24 protein-coding genes are annotated in these 25,093 nt (G+C 64.0%); 15 read left to right on the plus strand and 9 right to left on the minus strand.

Going from position 1 to position 25,093, the window contains the following annotated elements; genetic code table 11:
- Positions 1-99: 99 nt before the first annotated feature.
- Positions 100-657 carry a polysaccharide biosynthesis/export family protein gene (locus tag H7H34_RS09880; RefSeq protein WP_120268045.1) on the minus strand — a complete coding sequence of 186 codons (558 nt, stop codon included), beginning with the start codon at positions 655-657 and terminating at the stop codon, positions 100-102.
- A gap of 170 nt (positions 658-827) precedes the next feature.
- Between H7H34_RS09880 and H7H34_RS09885 the strand changes: the two genes are divergently transcribed.
- On the plus strand, positions 828-3,056 hold the full coding sequence (locus H7H34_RS09885; RefSeq protein WP_185925089.1) for an exopolysaccharide transport family protein: 2,229 nt from the start codon (positions 828-830) through the stop codon (positions 3,054-3,056).
- A gap of 99 nt (positions 3,057-3,155) precedes the next feature.
- On the opposite strand, the gene H7H34_RS09890 is transcribed toward H7H34_RS09885, so the two are convergent.
- The gene (locus H7H34_RS09890; RefSeq protein WP_185925090.1) at positions 3,156-4,325 is read right to left on the minus strand and encodes a GNAT family N-acetyltransferase; all 1,170 of its coding nucleotides are present in this window, start codon (positions 4,323-4,325) and stop codon (positions 3,156-3,158) included.
- Positions 4,326-4,596: 271 nt separating this feature from the next.
- On the opposite strand from H7H34_RS09890, the gene H7H34_RS09895 reads away from it, so the two are divergent.
- Positions 4,597-5,607 (plus strand): polysaccharide deacetylase family protein, encoded by a 1,011-nt coding sequence (locus H7H34_RS09895; protein ID WP_209006190.1) that lies wholly within the window; start codon positions 4,597-4,599, stop codon positions 5,605-5,607.
- On the opposite strand, the gene H7H34_RS09900 is transcribed toward H7H34_RS09895, so the two are convergent.
- Positions 5,582-5,800, minus strand: coding sequence for a DUF2842 domain-containing protein (locus tag H7H34_RS09900; RefSeq protein WP_371811377.1), 219 nt, complete (start codon positions 5,798-5,800; stop codon positions 5,582-5,584). The genes H7H34_RS09895 and H7H34_RS09900 overlap by 26 nt on opposite strands.
- Before the next feature lie 219 nt (positions 5,801-6,019).
- Here H7H34_RS09900 and H7H34_RS09905 point away from each other — a divergent pair, with 219 nt between their 5' ends.
- Complete coding sequence (locus tag H7H34_RS09905; protein ID WP_245165032.1) at positions 6,020-7,123, plus strand: COX15/CtaA family protein; 1,104 nt, start codon at positions 6,020-6,022, stop codon at positions 7,121-7,123.
- 75 nt (positions 7,124-7,198) lie between these two features.
- Here H7H34_RS09905 and H7H34_RS09910 read toward each other — a convergent pair whose 3' ends face one another.
- From H7H34_RS09910 to H7H34_RS09920, 3 genes are all read right to left on the minus strand, one after another.
- Positions 7,199-8,482, minus strand: a complete 1,284-nt coding sequence (locus H7H34_RS09910; protein ID WP_120268041.1) for an O-acetylhomoserine aminocarboxypropyltransferase — start codon at positions 8,480-8,482, stop codon at positions 7,199-7,201.
- A gap of 302 nt (positions 8,483-8,784) precedes the next feature.
- A complete protein-coding gene (locus H7H34_RS09915; RefSeq protein ID WP_120268377.1) occupies positions 8,785-9,306 on the minus strand; it encodes a CoA-binding protein in 522 nt (173 codons plus the stop codon).
- Between the two features lie 16 nt (positions 9,307-9,322).
- On the minus strand, positions 9,323-10,153 hold the full coding sequence (locus H7H34_RS09920) for an enoyl-CoA hydratase (RefSeq protein WP_185925092.1): 831 nt from the start codon (positions 10,151-10,153) through the stop codon (positions 9,323-9,325).
- 159 nt (positions 10,154-10,312) lie between these two features.
- On the opposite strand from H7H34_RS09920, the gene H7H34_RS09925 reads away from it, so the two are divergent.
- From H7H34_RS09925 to rpsI, 3 genes are all read left to right on the plus strand, one after another.
- Positions 10,313-10,726 (plus strand): PaaI family thioesterase, encoded by a 414-nt coding sequence (locus H7H34_RS09925; protein WP_185926497.1) that lies wholly within the window; start codon positions 10,313-10,315, stop codon positions 10,724-10,726.
- Positions 10,727-10,954: 228 nt separating this feature from the next.
- Entirely contained in the window at positions 10,955-11,422 is a 468-nt protein-coding gene (gene rplM / locus H7H34_RS09930) for a 50S ribosomal protein L13 (RefSeq protein WP_120268039.1), read from the plus strand.
- A 3-nt stretch (positions 11,423-11,425) separates the two neighbouring features.
- Positions 11,426-11,902, plus strand: coding sequence for a 30S ribosomal protein S9 (rpsI, locus tag H7H34_RS09935; protein WP_120268038.1), 477 nt, complete (start codon positions 11,426-11,428; stop codon positions 11,900-11,902).
- A gap of 63 nt (positions 11,903-11,965) precedes the next feature.
- Here the strand turns inward: rpsI and H7H34_RS09940 are convergent, their stop codons facing one another.
- Positions 11,966-12,388, minus strand: a complete 423-nt coding sequence (locus H7H34_RS09940; protein WP_185925093.1) for an Lrp/AsnC family transcriptional regulator — start codon at positions 12,386-12,388, stop codon at positions 11,966-11,968.
- Positions 12,389-12,576: 188 nt separating this feature from the next.
- On the opposite strand from H7H34_RS09940, the gene rocF reads away from it, so the two are divergent.
- The 3 genes from rocF to H7H34_RS09955 all read left to right on the plus strand — a co-directional run bounded on the left by rocF (position 12,577) and on the right by H7H34_RS09955 (position 15,797).
- A complete protein-coding gene (gene rocF, locus H7H34_RS09945) occupies positions 12,577-13,530 on the plus strand; it encodes an arginase (protein ID WP_185925094.1) in 954 nt (317 codons plus the stop codon).
- A gap of 27 nt (positions 13,531-13,557) precedes the next feature.
- Positions 13,558-14,769, plus strand: a complete 1,212-nt coding sequence (gene rocD / locus H7H34_RS09950) for an ornithine--oxo-acid transaminase (RefSeq protein WP_371811378.1) — start codon at positions 13,558-13,560, stop codon at positions 14,767-14,769.
- 212 nt (positions 14,770-14,981) lie between these two features.
- A complete protein-coding gene (locus tag H7H34_RS09955; protein ID WP_185925096.1) occupies positions 14,982-15,797 on the plus strand; it encodes a sterol desaturase family protein in 816 nt (271 codons plus the stop codon).
- On the opposite strand, the gene H7H34_RS09960 is transcribed toward H7H34_RS09955, so the two are convergent.
- Both H7H34_RS09960 and H7H34_RS09965 read right to left on the minus strand, forming a co-directional pair.
- Positions 15,794-16,411 carry a DUF6653 family protein gene (locus H7H34_RS09960; RefSeq protein ID WP_209006192.1) on the minus strand — a complete coding sequence of 206 codons (618 nt, stop codon included), beginning with the start codon at positions 16,409-16,411 and terminating at the stop codon, positions 15,794-15,796. The two genes, H7H34_RS09955 and H7H34_RS09960, sit on opposite strands and share 4 nt — an antisense overlap.
- Positions 16,412-16,561: 150 nt before the next feature.
- Positions 16,562-18,367, minus strand: coding sequence for a PHA/PHB synthase family protein (locus H7H34_RS09965; protein WP_120268033.1), 1,806 nt, complete (start codon positions 18,365-18,367; stop codon positions 16,562-16,564).
- A 161-nt stretch (positions 18,368-18,528) separates the two neighbouring features.
- Here H7H34_RS09965 and H7H34_RS09970 point away from each other — a divergent pair, with 161 nt between their 5' ends.
- The 6 genes from H7H34_RS09970 (at position 18,529) to H7H34_RS09995 (ending at position 25,033) form a co-directional block, all read left to right on the plus strand.
- Positions 18,529-19,062 carry a hypothetical protein gene (locus H7H34_RS09970; RefSeq protein ID WP_185925097.1) on the plus strand — a complete coding sequence of 178 codons (534 nt, stop codon included), beginning with the start codon at positions 18,529-18,531 and terminating at the stop codon, positions 19,060-19,062.
- Between the two features lie 174 nt (positions 19,063-19,236).
- Positions 19,237-20,454: an LL-diaminopimelate aminotransferase gene (locus H7H34_RS09975; protein WP_120268031.1), complete on the plus strand. Its 1,218-nt coding sequence runs from the start codon at positions 19,237-19,239 to the stop codon at positions 20,452-20,454.
- 51 nt (positions 20,455-20,505) lie between these two features.
- Positions 20,506-21,828, plus strand: a complete 1,323-nt coding sequence (locus H7H34_RS09980) for a homoserine dehydrogenase (protein WP_185925098.1) — start codon at positions 20,506-20,508, stop codon at positions 21,826-21,828.
- A gap of 37 nt (positions 21,829-21,865) precedes the next feature.
- Positions 21,866-22,864 (plus strand): class II fructose-bisphosphatase, encoded by a 999-nt coding sequence (gene glpX, locus H7H34_RS09985; protein WP_185925099.1) that lies wholly within the window; start codon positions 21,866-21,868, stop codon positions 22,862-22,864.
- 23 nt (positions 22,865-22,887) lie between these two features.
- Positions 22,888-24,717 (plus strand): single-stranded-DNA-specific exonuclease RecJ, encoded by a 1,830-nt coding sequence (gene recJ / locus H7H34_RS09990; RefSeq protein WP_185925100.1) that lies wholly within the window; start codon positions 22,888-22,890, stop codon positions 24,715-24,717.
- A gap of 112 nt (positions 24,718-24,829) precedes the next feature.
- Entirely contained in the window at positions 24,830-25,033 is a 204-nt protein-coding gene (locus tag H7H34_RS09995; protein ID WP_185925101.1) for a hypothetical protein, read from the plus strand.
- Positions 25,034-25,093: the final 60 nt, after the last annotated feature.

Raw genomic sequence — 25,093 nt, forward strand, 5'->3', positions numbered from 1 at the left:
AGCGCGCCTGGATTATCTTCCAGGTCACGCTTGAAGAACGTTAGCAGACAGGGATGAGTCGCTGGTTAATCCGCGAAAGGAGCGAAGGTCGCGCGATGATTAGAAGAATCGCTCCCGTACATAGATCGTGTCGCCGGGCCGAACGGGGTCGGTGATCGGCACGCGGCCGCTGATCACCTCGCCATTGATCTGGCGCGTGATGTCGACCGAGTTCTGCTGCCCGCGAGGCGTGAAGCCGCCGGCAGTGGCGATCGCGTTCTGCGCGGTCATGCCCGCGACATAAGGGTACTGGCCGGCATTGCTGACTTCGCCCATGACGAAGACCGGGCGGTAGGTGGCGACCTCTACGGACACGTCCGGATCGCGCAAGTACCCGTTTTTCAAGCGGTTTGTGATCTGCGCCTCGAGTTCGCGAACCGTCAGGCCACGTGCTGCGACGCTGCCGATGAGCGGCATCGCGATATAGCCGGCCTGGTCCACCGTATAGGTGTTGTTGAGGTCCTGCTGACCGAACACGATCACTCGCAGCACGTCACTGGAATCAAGACGGTAGGGCTTGGTGAGAATGTCGTGGAATGCCGTGGGGGGCTGGCGGTATCCGCTGCAGGCGGCGACCGTCAGAGCCAGGCAGAGGACGGCGATGAGGCGCGTGAACATTCCGATCTCCTGAAGCGATTGCGCCATTCTTTTCCGCAACGTGGTTAACTTGCGGTGAATCACGGCGGCTTCGGTGTCGTCTTTCAGGTTTACGGTATCGACCGGAGGTTAACTCTCCGCTTACCATGAATCGTCATCATCCTCGCAGACATCCTTCCGGAGTAGCGAGCATGAATCAGCCGCACGCACCTGACGTCCGCCCGCCCGGCGTCGACGAGCGCGTCGAGATCGACCTTTCGGCGATCCTTACGGCATTGCGTCGTTCGCTCCGCTGGATCGTGCCGCTCGTCGTCGGGGCGGTGATCCTGACATTCGTCATTCTCCAGTTCGTTCCCGCGCGCTACCGCGCCGAATCGAAAGTGCTGATCGAGACTTCCAACATCGTCTATCCCGGCGACGTGCGCGGGGCGGAAGAGGAGAGGGCGTTGCTCGACACCGAGGGCGTCGCCAGCCAGGTCGAGCTGCTGCAATCTCGTGACCTGATGCGGCGCGTCGCTCAGCGGCTGGATCTCGCCAGTGTTCCGGAGTTCGAGGCCGGCTCCAGCAGCCTGGTTCGCGAGATGTTCGTTGCGCTCGGGCTGATGCGGGATGGCGACAGCAACACCCGCGAAGAGCGGGTCCTCAAGGTCTTCTACGACAATCTCGAGGTTTTTCGCGTCGACGGCTCGCGCGTCATCTCTGTTCGCTATGTCTCCCGCGATCCTGAACTCGCTGCCCGGGTCGCCAACGCGGTTGTCGAGGAATATCTGGATCTGCAGTCGTCGGTGAAGCGCGAGACGACCGATATCGCTGCGGCCTCTCTCGAGCCGCAGATCGAGCGTCTGCGCGAGGAGGTCCAGGCGGCGCAAAAGCGCGCGGAGGATTTCCGCTCGAAGAACGACCTCCTGCTGGGGGCCGACAACCAGACGCTCGACCGCCAGCAGCTCGGCGAGATCGGCACTCAACTGTCTGATGCCCGCGCGGCGCAGTCCCAGGCCGAGGCGCGGGCCAAGCTGATCCGCAGCCAGCTTGCCGGTGGCGGGTCGCTCGACGGAATGCAGGACGTGCTGAATTCGCAGCTGATCCAGCGCCTGCGCGAACGCCAGGTGGAGCTGCAGGCTCGTATCGCCGAATTGTCGACGACACTGCTTCCCAACCATCCGCAGATTCGCGCGTTGCGGTCGCAGCTCGACGATTTCGAGCGGCAGATCCGCCAGGAAGCCGGGCGCGTGGCCGCGGGCCTTGAAAACGAGGCAGGTATCCAGCAGGAGCGGGTGGCTTCTCTGCAGGCGACGCTAGAACAGCTGAAGACCCGCGCTGCACGGTCGAACGATGATCAGGTGCGTCTGCGGGATCTGGAGCGGGAGGCGGCGGTCAAGGCAACCCAGCTCGACCAGTTGATGACCCGCTACCGCGAGGCGGACACTCGGCGCAATGCCACCGCCATCGGCGCCGATGCGCGCGTCATCTCCCGGGCGACGGTTCCGCTGGAGCCGTTCTCTCCCAAGGTGCCGCAAACCGTCGCCATAGCCGCATTCGTGTCGCTCATGCTCTCGGCCATTGCCGTCATTCTCGGTGTTTTCGTCTCGGGGCGGGCGTTTGTCACTCGCGTGATCGAGACCGGAGAAACTGCAAATCCGGTTGCCGCCCCTTCGCATTTGGGCAGCGGCGCACGGCCGTCCACCGAAGCTGCGGGCCTTCCGACATACCGTGCTGGCGCCTCGACGTTCTCCTATGGATGGTCTGCTCCCGTTTCTGCTCAGGCCGCAACGGCGGCTTCGACCGATGTTGAAGACGACACGCTGCAGGATGCCGAGGCAGTGGCAACGCCCCCCGCCTCCGGGCTCGATGGACCTGCCGCGGCGCCTTCGGCTGCGCGCCCCCGCCGTGTCGCGGTGCTCAGCGTCGACAGCGACGAGATCTCGCAGAGCGTGACGTTCCGTCTTGTCCGCGCCGCCGCAGAGGAGGGCGTGATGCCGCTGTTTCTCGAGGTGCGACCTGACCTTGCCGATCCGGAGGCCGTTCCCGGCTTTGCGGAACTGCTGGACGGAACGGCCTCTTTCGCCGGCGTCATCTACCGGGATGCGGCGTCCCGCGCTCATGTGATCGAGGCCGGACGCCGCGCGATAGATGACGAGCTCGCCCAGAACGAACGGTTCGAGATGCTGATGGAGGCGATCGATCACACCTATGATCAGGTGTTCTTCGACCTCGGGCTGATCGACGATTCGCTGATCAGCGCCCAGATCCTGGCGATGGCCGATCAGGTCGTGGTGGCCTCGGGCGGATCCCCTGCCGATCCGGAGATGGAGGACGCCATGCGCATGCTTGAAGATCAGACCGGCGCGCCGGTGATCGTCGAGACGGTGAATGACGGAACCAAGGGCAGCGGGACAGGCTGGGCCGACATGGCGGCCTGACCGGGTAGCGGGAATGCTGCCTGGAACCAGGCTCCAAAACAAGAAAGGCCAGGCGTTTCGCCTGGCCTTTCTTGTTGGATGAACCGCTTGGACGGCTGCTTAGCCCTTCAGCTTGCGCATGGCGCGAACCACCTGCCAGAGCGCCGGCTTGTTGCGGATCTGGCGCTTGAGATTGCGCACCTGCTTGATCCCGCGCTGCGCAAGGTGCCCGGTGAGCGTAACCGGGATCTCCACATCCATCAGCACTTCCTTGTCGGCCCATGCGGTCTTGTAGCGCTCCGCTCCAAGGCCGAAATCGAAGGTGTGGGCCCCAAGCCGGCAGGCATCCGCAATCACATGATTCAGCAGGATGTCGCCGGGGCTGCAGGCCGCCACCTCTTCGTCGATGCTGTTGGTATAGGCGTGGTATCGGCCATACTGCACGCCGCAAAGGTAGGTCGCGCGGATGCGTCCTCCCGCTTCCAGCGCGTGGATGGTGACATGCTCGGAGTGATCGCGGATCGCGCCCCGCAGCTGGTCCGTGAGAAAGCCTCGAACGTCGGCCGGCTCGAAAACGTTGGGGATGCCTTGCGAGGCTTGGCGTGCACTGCGCTGCGAAACCAGCGTGTCCAGGAAGTGCAGGGCCGTTTCCTCGTCCGCTGCCTTGCGCCAGACGAGACCGCCCAGTTCCGCGAGCTTCTTTTCCTTCACCCGCAGTTTCTTGCGGGCGCTGGCGCTGCGGCGCTCTTTGTAGAGCGCCTCGAAATCGGACTGCAGCGGAAAGGCGTGAACCGCGTTCAGGCTCTCGGTGGCATGCCGGTCGATCAGCGGATGGACGCGATCATCCATGGTGGCCGGAACGTATTTGAGGTCGAAGAGATCGATACGGTGCTCGCGCCCGATGCGCAGCAACGCCTTGCGCAGGCTCTTGCCGTGAATGCCGGCAAAGACATCCCGCCGCCAGAGACCGCTGTTCTGGTTGCCGTGAAAGTCGCCGAGGAATCGGCCGAGCCGAACGGCGCCGCCACATGCCTTCATCACGGCGAGCGGCAGGAGGAACGCGGGCTCGCCCTCGATCTCCCCTACGACAATGACCGCCTCGATGCCGCGTGGGCGCCCCACATGATCATACCAGGAGGCGAGCCACTCGTAGCTGGTGAACAGCGTGCCGAAGGCGTTCTCCTCCAGATGGCGCCAGGCGCAGGCGGCATCCGCCGGGTTGCGATGCGTGCGTACGGCGAACTCGCCATTTTCGAGCATGGCATCCAGCCTCATCGCTTCAATGTCCATCGTATCCCAGTCATCCGACCGGAACAGTCCGACCGACCTGATCATTGCGTTCCCCATCCGCCATGCTCTCGTCGTTGTTGACCTGATTGCCACTCGTTCGATTGTCGACCTGACTAGCAAGGAGTTCTAAAGAAAACGTCGATATGCTTCCCCCAGTTGAAAAAACCGGTACGTATTCGCCGGAAAGAGGCATTTTGAGAAGATGGATCTGCGGCGTCACCTATTGGCTGGAGGCTGCAAGCTCTTGCACTGGAGCGGGGTGGGCCGTCTGTTGTCGCCATTCACCGGCGGCCGGGGCGTCATTTTCACACTGCACAGCGTACGGCCGGCCGAGGCGCCGAAGGGCTTTGCCCCCAATGCCCATCTCACAATCACACCTGAATTTCTCGACCGCACGATCCGGCAGATCCGCGCCGCGGGCATGGAGATCGTCTCCCTGGAGACAGCCGTCAAACGCATGCGCGAGCCGAACTACGACGGCAAGCGCTTCGCCGCGCTGACCTTCGACGACGGGTACCGCGACAATCTCGTTCATGCCTGGCCGGTGCTGAAGCGCCATTCGGCGCCTTTCACCATTTTCGTGACCTCGGGCTTTGCCGATCGCAGTTCTGAGATCTGGTGGGAAGCGCTCGAGAGGATCGTCACGACGGCGGATGAAGTGGAGGTGCCGGTGGGCGCCAGCATGCGCCGCTTTTCCGCCCGCACCGACGCGGACAAGGAGAAGGTGTTCTGTCACCTCCTGCACTGGTTCACGCGGGATCTTGGTGAAGATTCCCAGCGCCTGGAACTGCGCCGGCTGGCAACCATCCACGGGATCGACCTGCCAGGACTTGCAGAGGAGCTGATCCTGAGCTGGGACGAATTGCGCGACATGCTGCGCGACCCGCTATTTTCGGTCGGGGCGCATACCCACGATCACTATGCGCTGGCGCGCCTGACGCGCGATCGCATGCGACGGGATGTTGCCAAGGGGCTGGAACGTCTCGAACAGGAGCTCGGCGTTCACCCCTGCGTCTTCGCCTATCCCTATGGGTACGAGGCGGCGGTCAATGTCCAGTCGATGGAGGTAATCCGCGAGCTCGGCTTTGCTGCTGCCGTCACGACCCGTCCCGGCGTTCTGTCCCCGGACCTGGAGCCGATGGCCCTGCCGCGCATCTCGCTCAACGGCTATTTCCAGAGCGCGGCGATCGTTTCGCAATACCTGACCGGTGCGCCGTTCCCGGTCTATAATGCGGCGCGCCGCCTTCGGGACACGATCAATCCGCATCCCGCCTGCGGCTGATCCGGAAGCCGTGCTCCATCCACCAGATGATGGCGCCGGCCGGAATCGTCCAGGCAATGCCTGCGATACCGAAATATAGCAGCTGCACAACGCGCGACGAGTGTTGCAACGTCATGTCGCCGATCACCATCGCCGTAAAAGCGTATGAGATCACGAAGATGACCAGCACCAACATGCCGATGAATTTACGCACGGGGTTTCGCATCTCGTCTCCGGACCGGTGGGGCAGGGGCATTGTGCCCGCCTCTCGACATTGGGCGGGTAGGGGCGTGCTTGTCAGCGTCGCATGAGTGCATGTGTCACAGCGCCCCCGCTCGTCAAGCCCTTGTCTTCCGCGCCCCGTGCCTATAACCCCGCTCAGGCTTGCGGCACGCTCTGTGCCGCCTCCCATATCACGGCACGGTAACTCCCCATGTCCGACACGATGGCAGCCCCGCTCTCCGCTCCGCTGGACGATGCCACCGCTCGTATCGCCTCCGACCGGAAGGCCATTCGTTTCTGGCTCTACGCGATCTGCGTGCTGATTTTCGCCATGATCGTGGTCGGCGGTGCAACCCGCCTCACCGACAGCGGCCTGTCGATCACCGAGTGGAAGCCGATCCACGGCGTCATCCCTCCGCTTTCCGTCGCAGAGTGGGAGGAGGAGCTGGAGAAATACCGCCAGATCCCCGAGTACCAGCTGATCAACAAGGGGATGTCGCTTGAGGAGTTCAAGTTCATCTTCTGGTGGGAATGGGGGCATCGCCTGCTGGGTCGCGTCATCGGCCTTGCGTTCTTCGTACCGCTTGTCTGGTTCTGGTGGCGCGGGCGGATCGAGCGATGGCTGCTGCCCTGGCTCGTCGGCGGATTCGTGCTCGGGGGCATGCAGGGCGTGGTCGGCTGGTGGATGGTGGTATCGGGCCTCGCCGAGCGCGTCGATGTCAGCCAGTATCGCCTTGCAACGCACCTGACGCTGGCCTGCCTGATCTTCATCTATCTCTTCGCCCTGGCCCGATATCTCGCGTTGATCCCTGCGGATCGCGCCTCCGCTAGCCCGCAGGCGTCGCGCCCGTTCTCGGGGGCGGCAAAGCTCATGCTCGGCCTGCTTGTGCTGCAGATCTTTCTCGGCGGGCTGGTCGCCGGCCTCAAGGCGGGCCTGTCCTTCAACACATGGCCGCTGATGGACGGGCAGTTCATTCCCTCGGGCCTGTGGACCATGGCTCCGGCTTGGATCAATCACTTCGAGAACGTCCTGACGGTCCAGTTCCAGCATCGCATGACCGCCTATCTGATCGTCGGCTTTGCGCTCTGGGCCATGTGGGCGGTCTATCGGAGCGAGGCCGCGCGCCATCTGCGAGGGGCAGCGCATGCCGTCGTGGCTATCCTCTTCGTCCAGATGCTGATCGGCATCGGCACGCTGCTCGGTCACGTGCCATTCTGGCTGGCGCTCTCCCATCAGGGCTTCATCGTGATCGTGATGATGGCGGTAGTGGAGTTCTGGGCGCGGGCGCGCTTTGCCGAGCCGGTTCGCACCTGACACAACCGATCAATATAGCCACAAAAAAGCCGGGCGTGATGCCCGGCTTTTTCGTTTCTGGGAAGCGACGTTCGCTCAGACCGTGGCCAGCGCCTGGTCGAGATCGGCGATGATGTCTTCTGCGTCCTCGAGGCCGATCGAAAGGCGCACCACGTCCGGACCGGCACCTGCCGCCGTCTTCTGCTCGTCGGTGAGCTGACGGTGGGTGGTGGATGCCGGGTGGATGATCAGCGAGCGCGTGTCGCCGATATTGGCGAGATGCGACAGGATCTGGCAGTTCGACACAAGCGCAACGCCGGCCTCATAGCCACCCTTGACGCCGAACGTGAAGACGGCACCCGCGCCCTTCGGCATGTATTTCTGCTGCCTGGCGTGGTTCGCATCGCCCGGCAGGCCTGCATAGGAGACCCATGCCACCTTGTCGTGGCTGGCCAGATGCTGGGCCACCTTCAGCGCGTTGTCGCTGTGGCGCTGCATACGCAGCGGCAACGTCTCGATGCCGGTCAGGATCATGAACGAATTCATCGGCGAGATCGCAGGGCCGAGATCGCGCAGGCCGAGCACGCGGCATGCGATGGCGAAGGCGAAGTTGCCGAAGGTCTCGTGCAGCACCATGCCGGAATATTCCGGGCGCGGCTTCGACAGCATCGGATAGCGGTCGGTCGACGACCAGTCGTAGCTGCCGCCATCGACGATGACGCCGCCCATGGAGTTGCCGTGGCCACCCATGAACTTGGTCAGCGAGTGCAGCACGATGTCGGCGCCGTGCTCGATCGGACGGCACAGATACGGGGTAGCCAGGGTGTTGTCGACGACGAGCGGGACGTTGTGAGCCTTGGCGACCTTCGAAATCGCCTCGAGATCGACCACGACGCCGCCGGGATTTGCAAGGCTCTCGACGAAGATCGCTCGGGTGCGGTCGTCGATCAGCGCCGCAAAGCTCTCCGGATCGGTTGCATCGGCCCACTTCACTTCCCAGCCGAAGCTCTTGAACGAGTGGTTGAGCTGGTTGATCGAGCCGCCATAGAGCTTGTTGGCGGCAACGATGTTGTCGCCCGGCGTCATCATCGTATGGAACGCAAGCAGCTGCGCCGAGTGGCCGGACGCCACCGCAAGAGCCGCCGTACCGCCTTCCAGTGCTGCCACGCGCTCTTCCAGAACCGCAGTCGTCGGGTTGGTGATGCGTGTGTAGATGTTGCCGAAGGCCTGCAGCCCGAACAGCGACGCAGCGTGATCGACATCGTCGAAGACGAAGGACGTGGTCTGGTAGATCGGCGTCACCCGCGCGCCGGTGGACGGGTCGGGCTGCGCACCGGCATGGATTGCCAGCGTCGAAAAACCGGGAATGCGGTCGCTCATGAATTCCTCCGTGACTGCAAATCGGCGGCATACTGGCCGATGCCCGCAGGCAGGTCAAAGGAAAGAGATTTCAATTCAGGTGGCTGGCGGAAACGGCTTTTGCCAGACGGGGTTATTTGCGCTGCGACGTCGGTCGCTATCGCAGCCGTCCGTATCCACGCTGGTGGAGCCGCGGTCCTCTACGTTTCCGAAGGACCGGCGTCTGCCGTAGCGGCCCTTCCGGCTGCCTGCGATGATCGTCGCGAGACCGCAGCGACAAGCGATATGATCGCGACGAGGGCGGCAGGCCCAGGAGAACAAGCTCAGTCCTTCCGCAACCCGCGGTGCTGGAAGCCGCCTTTCAGCGCCGGGCGTTTGGCCGAAAGCGTGCGCGAGTTGACCCCGGTCCAGCCGATTTCGCCTGACAGGCGTCCATATTCGATCTTCGGGCAGCGATCCATGACGACGCGCACGCCGGCGGCCTCCGCGAGCTTGGCCGCCTCGTCGTTCCTCACAGACAGTTGCATCCAGATGACCTTGGGAGGCGGCGAAAGCTGCAGCGCCTCCTGGGTCACCGCGAGCGCGGCGTCCGAATTGCGGAAGATATCGACCATATCGACGGGCGAGGGCACCTCCGCAAGGCTGGCATAGACCGTCTGGCCGAGGATCTCCTTGCCCGCCTGGCCGGGATTGATCGGAAAGACCTCGTAGCCTTTCGACAGCATGTATTTCAGGACGAAATAGGACGGGCGGACGGTGTTCGGGCTCGCGCCGACCATGGCGATGGTCTTCACGTCGTCAAGGATCGCGCGGATGTAGCTGTCCGGATAGGTGTCGTGCTGGATGTCGCTCACTTTTTTCTCACTCACCGGTCCATTCGGGCGTGCGCTTCTCGATAAAGGCGCCGATACCTTCTTCCGCATCGCGCGCCAGCATGTTCTCCACCATCACCTGTGCGCAATGGCGATAGGCATCGGCGAGCGACATTTCCGCCTGGGCGTAGAAGGCTTCCTTGCCGTACTTCAGCGTCAGAGGCGACTTGGAAGCGATGGTTTCGGCGTATTTCGCCGTCACCTGCGCAAGGTAGTCCGCCGGCACGACCCGATTGACGAGCCCGAACTCGCGCGCCGTCGAGGCATCGATGATCTCGCCGGTCAGCAGCATCTCCATTGCCTGCTTGCGCGAGACGTTGCGCGACAGGGCCACCATCGGGGTGGAGCAGAACAGGCCGATATTGACGCCAGGCGTGCAGAAGCGGGCGCGGTCGCTGGCGATGGCCAGATCGCAGGAGGCGACGAGCTGGAGCCCGGCCGCAGTCGCCACACCGTCGACCTCGGCGATCACCGGTTTGGGGTGTGTGACGATGGTCTGCATCAGGCGGGCGCAGCGGTTCATCACCTCGGTGAAATAGACGCGGCCGCGGTCGGACTGGCTACGGGCGGCGGTCATTTCTTTCAGGTCATGGCCGGCGCAGAACACATTGCCTTCGGCCCTCAGCAGGATCACTCGCACGGCGATGTCATCGGCCGCAGCATCCAGCGCGTCCTGCAGTGCTGCCATCATCTCTTCGGAAAGCGAGTTGCGCCGCTCTGGCCGGTTCAGCGTCAGGCGCAGCACTCCGCCGGACAGTTCCCGGGCGATCGGCCCGTTCTCCCTGGTCGTTGTTGCTTCGGCGGCTGTTGCATCGGTCATGGCGTAGTCTCCCTGTCTTTCTCCGTTATAGGGCAAGCCGAAAGCCCCACAAAGGGACCTTCGTTCCCCTTGTCACTTGTCGCTTTTTGCGGCTTACGTTAACGAAAGCGTCAAAAGAGAAAACTCTATAGGGAAGGAACCAGATCCGTGCAGCCCATCATGACCGTCGCCCAGCTCAACGACTTTCTGGACCGCGAATTCCCGCAGATTCATGTGGACGGGCGCATCTATGAAATCGAGGCGGTGGCTCCTGGCGAGGCCGTGCTGTCGGTGAAGGCCTCCGAAAAACATCTTCGGCCGGGCGGTACGATCTCCGGCCCCACAATGATGGCGCTGGCCGATCTCGCCGCATATGCGGTGATCCTGGCGCATATCGGCCCGGTCGCGCTTGCGGTCACCACCAATCTCAACATGAACTTCCTGCGCAAGCCGGAGCCTGGCGATCTCGTCGGCACCTGCCGGTTGCTCAAGCTCGGCAAGCGGCTTGCCGTCACCGAATGCGCCATTACCGGTCGGGCAGGGGGCGATATCGTTGCCCACGCAACGGCCACCTATTCGATTCCGCCCCGCTGAGGCGGCAAAAAACGCTCGATTTTGTGTGGTATTAATATACCGTTTTTATAGCGTATTGTTTTTGCTTATGAATTTATGGCAAAGCGAGTTTCAAGTGCATTGACAGTGCGTGCGAAGGCGCGTACATCCTGCGCCGACAGGAAGCGGGCCCGTTTCGGGGCCCGTTTTGCTTGACCTCGGGCGTTCCGCACTGATCGCGGCGCCCGCGACCAAAGACGGACCACAGCCATGAAGACCTATTCTGCCAAGACGGCCGAGGTCGAGAAGAAGTGGATCTTGATCGACGCAGAAGGCGTTGTCGTCGGCCGCCTGGCCGCCTTCATTGCCAACACGCTGCGCGGCAAGACCAAGCCGACCTTCACGCCTCACATCGACTGCGGTGACAATGTCATCGTGATCAACGCTGACAAGGCGGTGCTGACCGGCAAGAAGTACTACGACAAGAAGTACTACTGGCACACCGGCTTCCCCGGCGGCATCAAGGAGCGCACCGCCCGCGCCATTCTCGAGGGTCGTTTCCCCGAGCGTGTGCTTGAGCAGGCTGTGAAGCGCATGATGCCGGGTGGCCCGCTGAGCCGCGCCCAGCTCAAGAATCTCCGGATCTATTCCGGTGCCACGCATCCGCACGAGGCCCAGTCGCCGGTTCCGGTCGACTTCAAGGCTTTCAACGCGAAGAACGACGGAAAGAGGGCCTAATCCATGGCTGAGCTCCAGTCCCTCGAAGAACTCGGCGGCGCCATGGGCACCGCCCAGGCCGAAGCCCCGGTGCATGTCCAGAAGCTGGACTCCCTCGGCCGCGCCTATGCCACCGGCAAGCGTAAGGACGCCATCGCGCGCGTCTGGATCAAGCCGGGCACCGGCAAGATCACCATCAACAAGAAGGACTACTCCGCGTATTTCGCGCGTCCGGTCCTTCAGATGATCCTGCGCCAGCCGATCGTCCTGACCGACCGCGATGGCCAGTACGACGTGATCGCCACCGTTTCCGGCGGCGGTCTGTCCGGCCAGGCCGGCGCGCTGCGTCACGGCATCTCCAAGGCTCTGACCCACTATGAGCCGGAGCTGCGCGGCATCCTCAAGAAGGAAGGCTTCCTGACGCGCGACAGCCGCGTCGTGGAGCGTAAGAAGTACGGCCGCCGGAAGGCTCGCCGGAGCTTCCAGTTCTCCAAGCGCTGATCGTCACCGATCACCTTGCGACACTCTACGGCCCGCCTCTGGCGGGCCGTTTTGCGTTCGGGGCTATCCCTTGCGCGACGACAACAGGATGCTGGTTTCCGAGCCGGCGATCCCATCGAGCAGGCGGACGGTGGAGAGCAGGCGGTCGAACGCCTCCAGCGTGTCGGTCTCCAGTTCGGCGACTACATCCCAGCGGCCGTTGGTCGTGTGCAGGGCCCGCACTTCCGGGAACCCCTGCAGCCGCCGGACCACGGTCTCCGCCCGGTGCCCCTCGACCTCGATCATCATGATCGCGCGCACCCGGCCGCCTGCCTCGTGACTGCGAAGGCGTACTGTGAATCCCTGAATTATGCCCGTTTCCGTCAGCCTGTCGATACGCGCCTTCACGGTCGCCCGCGATACGCCGAGGTCGGCTGCAAGGGAGGCGACGGGCAGGCGCGCGTCGTGGCGCAACAGGGCTATGAGTCGGCGGTCCAGATCGTCCATCTTGTCACTTTGCGAGATTGGGTTTTTCAGTTTGTAAGATCATATCGACAACCTGACGAATTATCACCTGTTCGCTCACTCTTCATCCGGACATCATCCGACTTGAGCTAGGCTGTCGCTGACGGTTGCCGGATCCATTTGCCCGGCAGATCGTTGATGGATCAGACAGCAAGGCAGGAGACGGATGCATGTCGACGGACAGGACCCAACCGATCGCACTTCTTGGCGTGCCGCTGGAGGCAGGCACGGGACGGCGCGGTGCCGCCATGGGGCCGGCGGCACTGCGCGTCGCAGGTCTTACAGAGCGGCTTGAAGCGCTCGGCTGGTCGGTGAGCGATTTCGGGGATGTCGTGCAGATCCCTCTGGAGCGGATTGCTCCGCTCCACCTGCCGGGCAGGGCGCATGTGCCTGAGGTGGTCGCCTCCTGGGTGCGCCCGCTGGCGCATGAAGCGCGTCGCCTGTGCGATGACGGCTATCTGCCGGTCTTCATGGGCGGCGACCATTCGCTCTCCATGGGCTCTCTCTCCGGCGTCGCGAGCTACTGGCACGAGAAGGGGCGCCCTCTGTATGTGCTCTGGCTCGACGCGCATGCCGACTTCAACACGCCGTCCATTTCGCCCTCTGGCAATCTCCACGGCATGTCGCTGGCGCTGGCGGCGGGTGAGGAGGAACTCTTTCCGGTGATGGCCGATGCGCCGCGCGCCGTCATCGATCCGTCCCGCATGTGCGTTTTCGGCGCCCGCTCCATCGACCCGCAGGAGCGCGAACTGCTCCGCCGCCGCGGCGTGACGGTCTGCGATATGAGGCAAATCGACGAGAACGGTGTCTCGCTTCTCATGCGAGACTTTCTTAAGAAGGTCAGGCAAGAGGACGGCGTTCTTCATGTATCGCTTGATGTGGATTTTCTTGATCCTGGCATTGCCCCTGGCGTCGGCACCACCGTTCCCGGCGGGGCCACTTACCGCGAAGCCCATCTGGTGATGGAGCTGCTGGAGGATGCCGGCGTCACCGTGTCGCTCGATATCGTCGAGCTCAACCCCTTCCTGGACGAACGCGGCCGCAGCGCCATCGCTCTTGCCGAGCTTGTCGCCAGCCTCTTCGGCCAGGACGTCATGGACCGCCCGACCCAGGCCTTCGCCTGAATCGGGCACCGATTAATGGAGATGGATGTGACCCGCCTGCCCGAAGACTATATCGCCGCCGAACACGAGCTCGGCGCGCACAACTACAAGCCGATCGACGTCGTGCTGACGCGGGGCGAGGGCGTCTGGCTGTGGGATGTCGACGGCAACCGCTACATGGATTGCCTTGCGGCCTATTCGGCGGTCAATCAGGGGCACTGCCACCCGAAGATTCTCGCGGCGATGACCGAGCAGGCGGCAAAGCTGACGCTCACCTCCCGCGCCTTTCGCAACGACCAGCTGGCGCTTCTCTATGAGGATCTCGCCAGGCTCACGGGCGCTCACAAGATCCTGCCGATGAACTCCGGCGCCGAGGCGGTGGAGAGCGCCGTCAAGGCGGTGCGCAAGTGGGGGTATGAGGTCAAGGGCGTGCCGGCCGGCAAGGCCGAGATCATCGTCTGCGCCAACAACTTCCATGGACGCACCCTCGGGATTGTCGGGTTTTCGACCGATCCCGTGGCCCGGACCGGTTTCGGCCCCTTCGCTCCGGGGTTTCGGGTGGTTCCCTTCGGCGACATCGATGCGCTCGAACAGGCGATTACCCCGAACACCGTCGCCTTCCTCGTCGAACCGATCCAGGGCGAGGCCGGCATCCTGATTCCGCCTGCAGGCTATTTCACCCGCGCCCGCGAACTCTGCTCGCAGCACAACGTCACGCTGATCCTCGACGAGATCCAGACGGGTCTGGGCCGGACCGGCAAGCTGCTTGCCGAGGAGCATGAGGGCATCGAGGCGGACGTCACGCTGGTCGGCAAGGCGTTGTCGGGCGGCTTCTATCCGGTCTCGGCAGTGCTCTCCAACTCGGAGGTGCTGGGCGTCCTGCAGCCGGGCGAGCACGGCTCGACCTTCGGCGGCAATCCGCTGGCCTGCGCGGTCGCCCGGGCGGCGCTCCAGGTGCTGGTCGAGGAAGGGATGATCGAGAATGCCGAACGGCAGGGGCAGCGCTTCATCGAAGGCCTGCGCTCGATCCGCTCCAACGCCGTGCGCGACGTACGCGGTCGCGGTCTGATGTTGGCCGTCGAGCTGCATCCCGAGGCCGGCGGCGCCCGCGCCTATTGCGAGGCGCTCCGGGAGCAGGGAATCCTTGCGAAGGACACCCATGACCATACAATCCGCATCGCCCCGCCGCTGGTCATTACGGCAGATGAGGTCGACTGGGCGCTGGAGCGCTTCAATACGGTACTAACGACGACCCAATAACGTGACTTGAGCCAAGCGCTCCCTGTTAAATTTCTGGAGTGATTGGGCGCATTCAGATACATTTTTGCCAACAACGGCGGGTCGCAAGCGTGTTTCCACGCAGTGCCGACCCGCCAGGAAGAATCCGGGGCGGTCCTCCTGTATGGACATGCTCCTAGGGCGGAGTGGCAGCAAGCTGCCACTCCGCCCGCTGTGTTTCGGGGCGCGTTTGCATGGGAACTGTCGAGTATCTGGTGAACGTCGCTCTGGAATTCCTGCCGTTCCACGCGGCAGCCTATGGAACGAACGTCATTCTGTATTTTGCAACCGGCTTGGTATTGGTCGCAATTCAGTCCCACTATCCGGAGCGGCGCATTCAACAGCGCCGCCGTGGCGAGATACGAAAGTGGCGCGAGATCCGCCAGAGCCTGTTGTCCCTGACCGTTACCTCGGGATGCATCGCCGCGGGTGTTTTCGCATCGGTGAAGGGCTGGACCCTTGTCGCACCGCTTCCGCTCACATGGTGGTCGGCAGTGCTGATGTTCGTGGTCTCCATCATCGCCTTCGATGCCTGGTTTTACTGGGGGCATCGACTGATGCACACCCCGCGGCTCTACCGCTTCCATGCAGAGCATCACCAATCCGTGGCGCCCACCGTGTGGAGCACCTACAACGACAGCCTTGTCGATGCGTTCGTGATGCAGAGTTATTACCTCTGGATTCCCTTCGTTCTACCTATCCCGATAGAGGTCTTGATCCTCCACAGGCTTGTCGATCACTTCAACGGCACCATCGGTCATTCGGGCTTCGAATTCTACGCTTCCCCGTTGGCACGCGTGCCTTCGCCGATGGTGTGCGTGACTTTTCATGATCAGCACCATTCCCGGTTCCGCTACAACTACGCCAACTTCTTCTCGTTCTGGGATCGTCTGTGCGGAACGCTGCATCCCCGTTACGATCAGGAAGTCCGTCGTCTGGAAAAATGGGATGAGGGACAGGAGGAGGGCAGCCTGGAGAACCGGGCGGATCTTGAGGGGGTCTCTCGCTAGGAAGCGCTACGGCGCGCCAGATCATGGCGCGAGGCGTTGTCGTTGTCTGGAACGACAGTCCAGGAGCGGTAGACCGGATGGGCGTCGCGCATGCGGTCGTAGAGCAGCACCATTCCGGACAGGAATGCCATTTTTGCCGCGTAGGTGACGACCGTGCCGATGAGCACCATCGAGAGGTTCAGCGTCATCGCGCCCCACATGCCCAGCACGAAGCCGGCAGAGGTTGCCAGAGACAGGACGATGGCGCGGCGGTTGTCGTCGGAGGGGATCGGGACGACGGCCCGGTTGAGCCAGACCCGTTCGCCGAAGGTGGCGCGCGCGTGCCAGGTGTCCAGCCGCCGCGGCGGCGGAAAGATGCGCGGGTTGAGCCAGAGCCACAGGCACACGGTTGCAATCAACAGTCCGGCCAGCGGCCAGCCGAACCAGCCATGCGACCAGACAGCGAGGTACAGCAGCGGCAAAGTGGCGAAGCGGGTCCATACGCTCCATCCGCTCGCGTGACGATGCCAGACGTCCGCGTCCATGCCGAGCATGCGCAAGCGGCCGGCATTCATCGGCCGGTAGACCGAATAGTGCGCGGATCTCGGCCGTGTCCTGGCCTTTTGCTGCTGCATCTCTCGCATCTCTTGCGACGTCCGGGCGCAGCTCCCAGTGTTCTGGAGTTTGGCGCGGCCCGGTGGCGGTTCCTCAAGCTGAGGAGTTTAACGCAGCCACCCGTTTCTCGCCACCCGAGATGCCGATCGTGGTTTGCAGCTGGTAAGGGTTTAGGAACTTGCCTTGACGTAGCTGCCCGGCGCGTCCTCGACGATCTTCATCCGGTTGGCGCCCGGCTTGCGCGGCTTCGCAGTCGTTCCCTCGTGCTTGCGGATCCAGCTGTCCCAGTGCGGCCACCAGGACCCGGGGTGCTCCTTCGCCTTGGGGAGCCAGTCCTCATAGGCACCCTTGGGGCGCGGGCCCGTCCAGTACTGGTACTTGTTTCGGGCAGGCGGATTGACGACGCCGGCGATATGGCCTGAGCCCGACAAGACGTAGTCGACCGGTCCGCCGAAGAACTGCGAGCCCAGGAACACCGACTGCGGCGGCGCGATGTGGTCCTCGCGGGTGGCGAGGTTGTAGATCGGGATCTTCACCTTGCCGAGATCGAGCTTCTCGCCGCCAATCTCCATCGCGCCCTTGCTGAGGCGGTTTTCCAGATAGCAGTTGCGCAGGTAGAACGAGTGGTTTGCCGCCGGCATGCGCGTGGAATCCGAGTTCCAGTACAGCAGGTCGAACGGGAACGGCTCGCGTCCTTTCAGGTAGTTGTTGACCACATAGGGCCAGATGAGGTCGTTCGAGCGCAGAAGGTTGAAGGCCGACGCCATCTTCGAGCCGTCGAGATAGCCCTTCTCGCCCATGCGCCGCTCGACGGCCTGGATTTGCTCTTCGTCGACGAAGACCTTCAGGTCGCCGGCATGGGTGAAGTCGACCTGGGTGGTGAAGAAGGTGGCGCTGGCGATGCGCTCGTCGCCGGTTGCCGCCATATAGGCGAGCGTCACGCCCAGCAGCGTTCCGCCGACGCAATAGCCGATGGCGTTGACCTGCTCCTCGCGGGTCGCCTTGCGGATGACGTCCAGCGATTCAAGGATGCCTTCGCGCATATAGTGCTCGAAGCCCTTGCGCGCCTGCCGTTCGTCCGGGTTCACCCAGGAAATGACGAAGACCGTGTGTCCCTGGTCCACCGCCCATTTGATGAACGACTTCTCCGGCGTCAGGTCGAGGATGTAATACTTGTTGATCCAGGGCGGCACGATCAGCAGCGGCCGCTTCAGCACGGTCTCCGTGGTCGGCTCGTACTGGATCAGCTGGCGCACGTCGTTCTGGGCGATCACCTTGCCGGGCGTCAGGGCCAGATTGGTGCCGACGCGAAACTTGGTCGGGTCGGACTGGCGGATCTTAAGATCGCCCTTGCCGGCCTCGATATCCTCGGCGAGCAGCTTCATGCCGCGCACGAGATTTTCACCGTTGGATTCCAGCGTTTCGCGCAGGAGCTCCGGATTGGTCAGGACAAAGTTGGATGGCGACAGAGCGTTGGCGATCTGCTTGACGTAGAAATCAGCCTTGTGGCGCGTATGCTCGTCCAGGTCGGACGCCTCCACCACCATCTGCTCGGCCCATTGCGAGGTGATGAGGTAGAGCTGCTTCACGAAGTCGAAAAACTGGTTCTCGCTCCACTCCGGATCGCCGAAGCGCTTGTCGCGCGGGTCCGGGCTCGCGGCCGGGGCAGAGTGCTCGCCCATCATCCGCTTCAGCGAGGAATTCCACAGGTCGATATATTTGCCCCACAGCCGCGTCTGCGCTTCGAGCGCGCGCTGCGGGTCGGACATCCAGTACTCTCCGACCTGGGCCAGGGTCTTGAAGATCACCGTCAGCTCGTCGCTGGTCTCCGGTTTGATCTCGCCCTTTTCGCGCGGCTCCACATAGGCGGCCATCGCGCGCCCGGCATTTTCGATGATACGACCGAGATTCTGAGCGAATGCCTCTGGATTCTTGACGATGTACTGCAACAGCGGACTGGTCTTCTCGTCAGTCATCCCCGGCCTATCCTCCACTTTTTGCCTGGCTACAGCCGCTGATCTCGCCGGTGCGGATCGCAAGCGACTGCCAGTCGCGCTTCCATTTGCACCCCTTGTCCGCTTGACGCCATAATAGCGTTGGATGACGTCAGACTGACAAGTTGGACAAAGCGCTTACAATGTCGTACGTCCCCAGCAACTTGCAAGCGGTGACGCTCGGGAAATTCGTGCAGGACCACGGTTACATGCGTGCAACGGTCTTCACCACCATTTTGGCATCGGCGCTGGTCGCCGGATGCGCCTACGCGCCTTCAGGAACCCTGATCGACGCGCTGGAACCGGAACACTCGCCGCGTGCGGCGGTGACCTCTCCGGCAGGTGCGGGTCAAGCTACATCGCCGGCCATCGCGACGGAGACCATGGCGCCCTTGACGCCGCCGGTCGCCTATAGCCCGACCGGTGTGCCCGCCGTTTCGGGACCGGTCGCGGAACAGGGAATCGCAGGAAATTCTCGCATTCGCGACGCCGAAGGGTTGCTCACCGAGGATGCCGCTGCGGCCACCCGCAGCCGTCTCCAGGAAATCGCCCGCTCGCGCGGCGGTTCGCGCGCTGCGGTCTCCAACAGCAACAGTGTCAACCAGCTCAAGATGCTCGGCGAGAGCCACGGCGCCCGCGCGATCTCGGAGATCGAGGCGGACGGCGCCAGCGAATAGGGCCGCCAAACGCTTTCCAGCGCGGATATTTTGGCCTCAACGCCTTTTTGCCGATGCGCGGCGGCGCGGCCACTGGTATGTAGCCGCCGTTTGGCGTCGTGCTTTGGCCGACGCCTCTAATGCGCCCGAACGAAAGGTGCGCGCAGACCACGCTTTGCGGGTGAGGATTGGACCATGGAAGAGTTCTACCAGACGCGGCGCTTGCCGCCCTATGTCTTCGAACAGGTCAACCGGCTCAAGGCGAAGGCACGCGCAGCAGGCGCAGACATCATCGACCTCGGCATGGGTAATCCCGACCTGCCGACCCCCAAGCATATCGTCGACAAGCTGACGGAGACCGTCCAGAATCCCCGGACCCATCGCTATTCGGCATCCAAGGGCATTCCGGGACTGCGCCGCGCGCAGGCGGCCTATTACGAGCGCCGGTTCGGCGTGAAGCTGAACCCGGAAACCCAGGTCGTCGCGACCCTGGGCTCGAAGGAGGGCTTCGCCAACATGGCGCAGGCCATTTCCGCGCCAGGCGACGTCGTGCTGGTGCCGAACCCCAGCTATCCGATCCACGCGTTCGGCTTCCTGATGGCGGGCGCAGTCCTGCGCTCGATTCCCTCCGAGCCGGGACCTGAAGTGTTCCATGCGCTGGAGCGTGCGCTCATCCACTCGGTGCCGAAGCCGATCGCGATGATCCTGTGCTATCCGGCGAACCCGACCGCCTATGTGGCCGACATCGAGTTCTATCGGGACATCGTCGCCTTCGCGAAGAAACACGACATCTTCGTGCTCTCCGATCTCGCCTATTCCGAGATCTACTTCGGTTCCACGCCGCCGCCTTCGGTGCTGCAGGTGCCCGGCGCTATCGATGTGGCCGTCGAGTTCACCTCGCTTTCCAAGACGTTCTCCATGCCCGGCTGGCGCATGGGCTTTGCCGTTGGCAACGAGCGGCTGATCGCAGCGCTCGCCCGGGTGAAGTCCTATCTCGACTACGGAGCGTTCACGCCGATCCAGGTCGCCGCCTCGGCCGCGCTCAACGGTCCGGACGACTGCATCGTCGCGGCGCGCGAAACCTACCGCAAGCGTCGCGACATCCTGGTCGAGTCCTTCGGCCGCGCCGGCTGGGACGTCCCGGCGCCGGAAGCGTCGATGTTCGCCTGGGCGCCGATTCCGGAGAAGTTCCGCCACCTCGGTTCTCTGGAATTCTCCAAGCTGCTGATCGAGCATGCGGACGTTGCCGTTGCTCCCGGCCTCGGTTTCGGCGAGTACGGTGACACCCATGTTCGCATCGCGCTGGTGGAAAACGAGCAACGCATCCGCCAGGCGGCGAGAAGCCTGCGTCGCTTCCTTGAAACCGCGGATGAAAAATTGCACAACGTCATCCCCATCGGAGCCTCGGGTTAAGGGCGTGCCGCCTCGCGCGGCGCGTCACTCCTCAAACGGATCGCGATCTTCATGAAATCTGAATTGCGCGTCGGCGTTGCCGGCCTCGGAACGGTTGGTGCCTCTCTTGTTCGCCTGCTTCGCCGCAAGGCGGACAGTTTTGCCGCTCGCTGCGGCCGCCCCGTCACCGTTACCGGCGTTTCGGCGCGCGATCGCACCCGTGATCGCGGCATCGACCTTTCGGGCATCACCTGGCACGACAAGGCCGAGGATCTTGCCGTCTCCCCGGATATCGATGTCTTCGTCGAACTGATCGGCGGCGACAACGGTCCGGCCGAGGAGAGCGTGCGGGCAGCCCTGTCCGCCGGAAAGCATGTCGTAACCGCCAACAAGGCGCTGCTCGCTCGCCACGGCGTCGATCTCGCCCGCCTTGCCGAGGAAAACGGCGTCAGCCTTGCGTTCGAGGCAGCGGCGGCCGGCGGCATCCCCGTCATCAAGGCGGTGCGCGAGTCACTCGCCGGCAACGACATCTCGCGGATCTATGGCATTCTGAACGGGACCTGCAATTACATCCTGACCCGGATGGAGCAGGAGGGGCTGGACTTTTCCGAGTGCCTTGCCGACGCCCAGCGGCTCGGCTATGCCGAGGCTGATCCGACCTTCGATATCGAAGGCTTCGACACCGCCCACAAGCTGGCGCTCCTGACCTCGCTCGCCTTCGGTAACGAGATCGATGCCGATGCGATCTATATCGAGGGCATCTCCTCGATCACCCGCGCCGACATCGAGGCTGCGACCGAGCTCGGCTATCGGATCAAGCTGCTGGGCGTCGCCCAGAAAACCGATAGCGGCATCGAGCAGCGCGTGCACCCGACCATGGTGCCGCGCGCCTCGGCCATCGCGCGCATCGACGGCGTGCTGAACGCGGTCGCGATCGACGGCGACGCCGTCGGCGAGGTCGTGCTTGTCGGTCCCGGCGCCGGCGGCAACGCCACCGCATCGGCCGTCCTCGGCGACATTGCCGATATCGCCCGCGGCCTTGCCATTCCCGCACTCGGACGTCCGGTCGACAAGCTGTCTCCCTACAAGGCGGCGCGCATGCGCATGCATGAGGGAGGCTATTACATCCGGCTTGCGGTCTACGACCGGCCCGGTGCCTTTGCGGAGATCGCCCGGATCATGGCCGGTGAGGGCATCTCGCTGGAGTCCATCGTCCAGCGGGACCGCACCCGCCGGGTCGGCGATCAGACCCCGCATGGCGACACGCCGCAACCCGTGATCCTGATCACCTACGAAACCACCGAGGCCGCGGTGAAGCGGGCCCTCGCGACGATTTCTGCACAGAACGTCGTTGCCGGGACCCCGCAGCTCATCCGCATCGAGAAACTCGGCTGACCGATCCGCCCCTATCACGCGCCTTCGAGGAACACTGATGTCCAGCAACGCAGACCTTCATAGCGAAGCACTCGACCGTATCCTGACCCTGGAGCTCGCCCGCGTCACCGAGCGTGCCGCCGTTGGCGCCGCCCGCCTGCGCGGTCGCGGCGACGAGAAGGCTGCCGACCAGGCCGCGGTCGACGCCATGCGCCGGGAGCTGAACCGTCTGCCGATCGACGGCACGGTCACCATCGGCGAGGGCGAGCGCGACGAGGCGCCGATGCTCTACATCGGCGAGAAGGTCGGCACGGGCGAGGGGCCGGAGGTCGACATCGCTCTCGACCCGCTCGAGGGCACCACGATCTGCGCCAAGAACCTGCCGAACTCCCTGGCGGTCATCGCGATGGCGCCGAAGGGCGGCCTGCTGAACGCGCCGGACAGCTACATGGAAAAGATCGCCATCGGTCCGGGCTACCCGGCCGGCCTGGTCGATCTCGACGCGGCTGTCGCCGACAACATCAATGCACTGGCGAAGGCCAAGGGCGTTCCGGTTGCCGAGATCACCGCTTGCGTGCTTGATCGCCCGCGCCACGCCCGCCTGATCGAGGACCTGCGCGCCACCGGCGTTGCCGTGCGTCTGATCGGCGACGGCGATGTGGCCGGCGTCATCCACACCACGGATCCGCAGGAAACCGGCATCGACATCTACATGGGCATCGGCGGCGCGCCGGAAGGCGTGCTTGCGGCGGCTGCGCTGCGCTGCATCGGCGGCCAGATGCAGGGTCGTCTCGTGATCACCCGCGACGAGCAGATCGAGCGCGCCGGCCGCATGGGCATCGACGACATCCATCGCAAGTACACGATGGAAGAGATGGCCCGCGGCGACGACGTGCTGTTTGCCGCCACCGGCGTGACCGACGGCAACTTCCTGCAGGGTGTGCGCTTCGGCCGTGGCGATATCACCACCCACACCGTGGTCATGCGCGCGGCGACCGGTACGGTGCGCTACATTAAGGCGCGCCACACCCAGCTCGACAAGTTCCACCTCGACTGAACGGAGAGGGCCGTACCCGCCAGATGACCGGCATTGACCAGACCGCTTCGACGGACGACGGGCGCCGCCGTGTTCTCGGCGTCACCCGTTCCGCCGGCGAGCGGACCTGGCGGGAGCGGCTGACACAGCCGCAGGCCGCAACGGCGCTGGCAATCGCCCAGCGCCTCGGCGTTCCTGAGGTTGTCGCCCGGGTTATGGCCGCGCGCGACGTCCCGCTGGAAGCCGCAGAGCGGTTTCTAGATCCGACCATCAAGGACCTGATGCCGGACCCCTCGTCGCTGAGCGACATGGAGGCAGCCGTTGCGCGGGTCGCGGACGCGGTCGGTGCCGGAGCCCGGATTGCCATTTTCGGCGATTACGACGTGGACGGCGCCACATCCTCCGCCGTGCTGTCGCGCTATCTGTCCGCAATCGGCATCGCCAGCCGCATCCACATCCCCGACCGCATCATCGAAGGCTACGGCCCCAACGGGCCGGCCATCCGCATGTTGCGGGAGGAGGGGGCAGGGCTCCTCGTCTGTGTCGATTGCGGCAGCGTTTCGTTCGAGGCCTTTGCCGAAGCGCGAGAGGTCGGGCTGGATGTGGTGGTGCTCGACCATCACCAGGTTGGCGAAGAGCTGCCCGCCACCGCCGCTCTGGTCAATCCCAACCGCCAGGATGACCTGTCCGGCCTTGGCCACCTCGCCGCGGTCGGCGTCACCTTCGTCTTTCTCGTCGGACTGAACCGCGAGCTCCGCCGCCGCGGGATGTTCCGCACGAGACGGGAGCCTGATCTGCTGGCGCTGTTGGATCTCGTCGCAGTCGGCACGGTCTGCGACGTGGTTCCGCTGAAAGGGCTGAACCGCGCCTTCGTCAGGAAGGGGCTGCTTGCCATGCATGGCCGCGCCAATGCCGGTCTTGCCGCGCTCGGCGACGTGTCGCGCGTTCACGGCCGGGCAACGCCCTATCATCTCGGTTTCATGATCGGCCCGCGCATCAACGCAGGCGGGCGCATCGGCGATGCCGCGCTCGGGGCGCGGCTTCTCACCACCGACGACATGGACGAGGCGCGCACCATCGCAGAACGGCTCGACGGGCTGAATGCCGAGCGCCAGGCCATCGAGGCCGAAATGCTGCTGGAGGGCGATGCTCAGGCGTTGATCGCCACCCAGCAGGACGACCCGGCCGTTCTCCTCACCGGCTCGCCCGGATGGCATCCCGGCGTCGTGGGTCTTGTCGCTGCGCGCCTCAAGGAACGTTATCGCCGACCGGCCTTCGCCATCGCCTATGACGTCGATGGCAAGGGGACAGGCTCCGGGCGTTCGATCCCCGGTGTCGACCTGGGAGCCGCCGTGCGGCGCGCCGTCGACGAGAAGATACTGGAAAAGGGCGGCGGACACGCAATGGCCGCCGGTCTGACCGTGCGCCGCGAGAAACTCGCCGACCTTGCCGCCTTCCTGCAGGACGCGCTGGCAGAGGACGTTGCCGCCGCACGCTCGGCGACCGAACTGAAGATCGACGGCGCCATGACGGCGGGAGCCGCCAGCGCCGATCTTCTGCACATGCTGGAAACGGCAGGCCCGTTCGGCGCCGGCCACCCGGAACCTGTCTTCGCCTTTCCCAGCCACCGCGTCACCTTCGCCGATACGGTCGGCAAGGGACATGTGCGCCTGACGCTGGCCGACGGCGGCGGCAGCACGCTCAAGGCCATTGCCTTCAAGGCTGCGGACACGCCGCTCGGTCAGGCGATCCTGGGTGCTCGCGGCAGTGCCCTGCACGTCGCCGGCGCGCTGTCCCTCGATACCTGGCAGGGGCAGGAGCGCGTGCAGTTGAGGGTGATCGACGTTGCCGATCCCCAGCGCTCCCGTCTCTGAGGTCGGCCGGACCGGCTCGGAATCTTCTGCCCATCGGCATTTCCTGCCTCGTTAAGGAAGGCGAAACTCCGCCCGCCTACCGTGATCCTGGATGGATTTGCGGGATGGAATCATGGCTCCTCGGGCTCAGTTGCGTCATTTGATGGCCGAAGTCGACACTGCTGCGGACAATGCAGAGCGCGCCTTGCGTCGCCTGCAGGCGCAGGGCGTTTCCACGACCGTTCCCGAGCGAGCACCTGCCGTCACGCCGCTGCGTGCCGGGCTCGTGCTCGCCAGCCTGCTGATGGCGGCCAAGGTCATCATCTCCAACGATTGAGCTGGCAAACGCTGCCGGGGATTTTGACCGGCGGCACAATTTGTCGCCTTGATTGTATCG

This window comes from Stappia sp. 28M-7 (assembly GCF_014252955.1).
In the GTDB taxonomy this organism is placed as follows: Bacteria; Pseudomonadota; Alphaproteobacteria; order Rhizobiales; family Stappiaceae; genus Stappia.

Coding starts and splice junctions, on each gene's coding strand:
- H7H34_RS09905 (WP_245165032.1), top strand. CDS start 6,020: ATGTCCGACACGATGGCAGCCCCGCTCTCCGCTCCGCTGGACGATGCC.
- H7H34_RS09960 (WP_209006192.1), bottom strand. CDS start 16,411: ATGCAGCAGCAAAAGGCCAGGACACGGCCGAGATCCGCGCACTATTCG.
- recJ (WP_185925100.1), top strand. CDS start 22,888: ATGACCGGCATTGACCAGACCGCTTCGACGGACGACGGGCGCCGCCGT.
- rocF (WP_185925094.1), top strand. CDS start 12,577: ATGTCGACGGACAGGACCCAACCGATCGCACTTCTTGGCGTGCCGCTG.
- H7H34_RS09980 (WP_185925098.1), top strand. CDS start 20,506: ATGAAATCTGAATTGCGCGTCGGCGTTGCCGGCCTCGGAACGGTTGGT.
- glpX (WP_185925099.1), top strand. CDS start 21,866: ATGTCCAGCAACGCAGACCTTCATAGCGAAGCACTCGACCGTATCCTG.
- rpsI (WP_120268038.1), top strand. CDS start 11,426: ATGGCTGAGCTCCAGTCCCTCGAAGAACTCGGCGGCGCCATGGGCACC.
- H7H34_RS09955 (WP_185925096.1), top strand. CDS start 14,982: ATGGGAACTGTCGAGTATCTGGTGAACGTCGCTCTGGAATTCCTGCCG.
- H7H34_RS09920 (WP_185925092.1), bottom strand. CDS start 10,153: ATGACCGATGCAACAGCCGCCGAAGCAACAACGACCAGGGAGAACGGG.
- H7H34_RS09940 (WP_185925093.1), bottom strand. CDS start 12,388: ATGGACGATCTGGACCGCCGACTCATAGCCCTGTTGCGCCACGACGCG.
- H7H34_RS09885 (WP_185925089.1), top strand. CDS start 828: ATGAATCAGCCGCACGCACCTGACGTCCGCCCGCCCGGCGTCGACGAG.
- H7H34_RS09890 (WP_185925090.1), bottom strand. CDS start 4,325: ATGGACATTGAAGCGATGAGGCTGGATGCCATGCTCGAAAATGGCGAG.
- H7H34_RS09880 (WP_120268045.1), bottom strand. CDS start 657: ATGTTCACGCGCCTCATCGCCGTCCTCTGCCTGGCTCTGACGGTCGCC.
- H7H34_RS09925 (WP_185926497.1), top strand. CDS start 10,313: ATGACCGTCGCCCAGCTCAACGACTTTCTGGACCGCGAATTCCCGCAG.
- rplM (WP_120268039.1), top strand. CDS start 10,955: ATGAAGACCTATTCTGCCAAGACGGCCGAGGTCGAGAAGAAGTGGATC.
- H7H34_RS09975 (WP_120268031.1), top strand. CDS start 19,237: ATGGAAGAGTTCTACCAGACGCGGCGCTTGCCGCCCTATGTCTTCGAA.
- H7H34_RS09970 (WP_185925097.1), top strand. CDS start 18,529: ATGTCGTACGTCCCCAGCAACTTGCAAGCGGTGACGCTCGGGAAATTC.
- H7H34_RS09910 (WP_120268041.1), bottom strand. CDS start 8,482: ATGAGCGACCGCATTCCCGGTTTTTCGACGCTGGCAATCCATGCCGGT.
- H7H34_RS09965 (WP_120268033.1), bottom strand. CDS start 18,367: ATGACTGACGAGAAGACCAGTCCGCTGTTGCAGTACATCGTCAAGAAT.
- H7H34_RS09995 (WP_185925101.1), top strand. CDS start 24,830: ATGGCTCCTCGGGCTCAGTTGCGTCATTTGATGGCCGAAGTCGACACT.